Below are 2,990 nucleotides of genomic sequence, written 5' to 3'. Positions count from 1 at the left end.
GGCGGGTGCGCCGAAGCTACCGATTCCCGTGGCGACGCCTACAGGAGACGGTCCGTAAGTGAACGAGGACAAGCTTCGCGACTACCTCAAGTGGACAACGGCCGACCTTCACGAGACGCGCCAGCGTCTTCGTGAGGTGGAGGACGCGGCCCGGGAACCCATCGCGATCGTGGCGATGAACTGCCGTTTCCCGGGCGGCGTCCGTTCCGCGGACGACCTGTGGGAGCTTGTCGACGGTGGCGTCGACGCCCTCGGTGCGGTACCGCTGGACCGCGGCTGGGACCTCACCGGACTGCCGGGCGTCGACGCATCGACCCGGGGCGGATTCGTTCACGACGTCGCCGACTTCGACGCCGGGCTCTTCGGCATCGCGCCGCGCGAGGCCCTGGCCATGGACCCCCAGCAGCGCCTGCTCCTGGAGTGCTCCTGGGAGGCGCTGGAGCACGCCGGAATCGCACCGCTGTCCCTGAAGGGCGACCGCGTCGGTGTCTTCGTGGGCGGTTCTCCGTCCGGATACGACACCCGTCTGTCGGCTGCCGACGGCGTCGACGGCTATGTGATGACCGGCAGTTCGGGCAGCGTCCTGTCCGGCCGGGTCTCGTACGCGCTGGGCCTTGAGGGCCCGGCGGTCACCGTGGACACCGCATGTTCGTCGTCGCTGGTGGCGCTGCACATGGCCGTGCAGTCGCTGCGCTCCGGCGAGTGCTCTCTCGCCATGGCCGGTGGTGTGACGGTGATGTCGACACCGGCGGCCTTCGTCGAATTCGCCCGGCAGGGCGGCCTGTCCACGGACGGCCGGTGCAAGGCGTTCTCGGACGATGCGGACGGTACGGGCTGGGGCGAGGGCGTGGGCGTTCTCGTACTGGAGCGGCTGTCCGACGCGCGGCGTCATGGCCGGCGGGTGCTGGCAGTCGTCAGAGGCTCGGCGGTCAACCAGGACGGTGCGTCCAACGGTCTGACGGCGCCGAACGGTCCCTCGCAGCAGCGAGTGATCCGCCAGGCCCTGTCTAGCGCCCGGCTGTCGGCCTCCGATGTGGATGTGGTGGAGGCGCACGGTACGGGTACGTCGTTGGGTGACCCGATCGAAGCGCAGGCGCTGCTCGCCACATACGGCCAGGACCGCCGGGACGGTGAGCCGTTGTGGCTGGGTTCGGTGAAGTCGAACATCGGTCACACCCAGGCTGCGGCGGGTGTGGCCGGGGTCATCAAGATGGTGCAGGCGATGCGCCACGGGGCCATGCCCAAGTCGCTGCATGTGGGTATGCCGTCGTCGCACGTGGACTGGTCGGCTGGCGCGGTGGAACTGCTTGCCGAGGGTCGGGCCTGGCCGGAGACGGACCGGCCGCGGCGGGCCGGTGTGTCCGCGTTCGGCGTCAGCGGCACCAACGCACACGTGATCATCGAAGAAGCACCTCCGATCGGGACACCCGACGACGAGGACGCGGCTGCCGACGCACCGGAGGCTGCTGTCCCCGGTGTCGCGTTGCCGGTGATCCCGTGGCTGGTCTCGGCGAAGACCGCCGCAGCTGTGCCCGCACAGGCGGCCCGGCTGGCCTCCGCGGTGCGGGGAGCTGCGGGCGTGGACGTGGGCCTGTCACTGGCGACGACCCGCTCGGGCCTTGAACACCGTGCCGTCGTACTCGGCACGAACACGGAAGAACTGCGCTCCGGACTCCGGGAACTGGCCGAGGGAACGGCATCGGCTGGGACCGGAATCTCAGGAACGGTACGTGAGGGACTGACCGGGTTCGTCTTCTCGGGTCAGGGTGGGCAGCGGGTTGGTATGGGGCGGGAGTTGGCTGAGGCGTTCCCGTTGTTCGGTGCTGTGTTGGGTGAGGTGTGTGGGCATTTCGACGTGCTGCTCGACCGTCCGCTGCGTGAGGTGATGTTCGGGGACGGGGTGGCGTTGGGGCGGACGGGTTGGGCACAGCCTGCGCTGTTCGCTATCGAGGTGGCGTTGTTCCGGCTGGTGGAGTCGTGGGGTGTGCGGCCGGATTATGTGGTGGGTCATTCGGTGGGTGAGTTGGCTGCTGCGTATGTGGCGGGTGGGTTGTCTCTGGGGGATGCGTGTCGTTTGGTGGCGGCGCGTGCCGGGTTGATGGAGGCGTTGCCTGAGGGGGGTGTGATGTGGGCGGTGCGGGCGTCTGCGGAGGAGGTCACGCCGCTTCTGGTCGAGGGTGTGTCCATCGCTGCGGTGAACGCTCCTGGCCAGGTGGTTCTGTCGGGCGAGCGTACGGCTGTTGAGTCCGTCGCTGCGTCTCTGTCCGCCCGTGAGGGGCGCTGGTTGGAGGTGAGTCACGCGTTCCATTCGGTCCTGATGGATCCGATGTTGGAGGCGTTCGGGGATGTGGCTTCTGGCATGGAGATACATCGCCCGCAGATTCCTGTGGTCTCGACGCTGACGGGTGAGTTGGTGGAGGAGTTCACGGGGCGGTATTGGGTGGATCAGGTGCGTGGGACGGTCAGGTTCGCGGATGCGGTGACCCGGCTTCAGGCCCTGGGTGTGTCCCGGTTCGTGGAGGTTGGTCCTGACGCGAGTCTGGTGGGCGCGGTCGGTGAGACCTGTGGTGATGACGTGCTTGCGGTGCCGTTGCTGCACCGTAAGCGTTCGGAGCCGCTGACTGCGGTGATGGGGTTGGGCCGGTTGTGGGTGGATGGTTGTCCGGTGGACTGGCAGGGGTTCTACGCGCCCACGGGTGCGGTCGCCGTCGACCTGCCGACGTATGTCTTCCAGCGCGAGCGCTACTGGCCGCGTGTGAAGCCCGCTGCCCTGGCGGAGCTTGGTGTGGGTGCCGACGCCGAGATATGGGAGGCGGTCGAGCGGGGTGATGCCGATCTGTTTGCCGCAGAGCTCGGGCTGGGGGCAGGGTCTTCGCTGAGCGAAGCGCTTCCGGCGCTTTCCGCGTGGCGTAAGCGTCGCCAGGAGCGTGCGGCGGTGGACCGGCTGAAGTACGAGGTCTCGTGGACTCCGGTGGGTGTGAGTTCCGATC

Annotated in this window: 1 protein-coding gene; it reads left to right on the top strand. The window is 68.4% G+C overall.

The features are described from left to right. Positions 1-58: 58 nt before the first annotated feature. On the top strand, positions 59-2,990 hold a 2,932-nt coding region (locus NBY69_RS27990; protein ID WP_284349434.1), incomplete at its 3' end, for a type I polyketide synthase.

The sequence above is a fragment of the Streptomyces sp. A 4/2 genome, assembly GCF_940670765.1.
Classification (GTDB): Bacteria; Actinomycetota; Actinomycetes; order Streptomycetales; family Streptomycetaceae; genus Streptomyces.
This window is presented reverse-complemented; position numbering and strand designations above follow the sequence as displayed.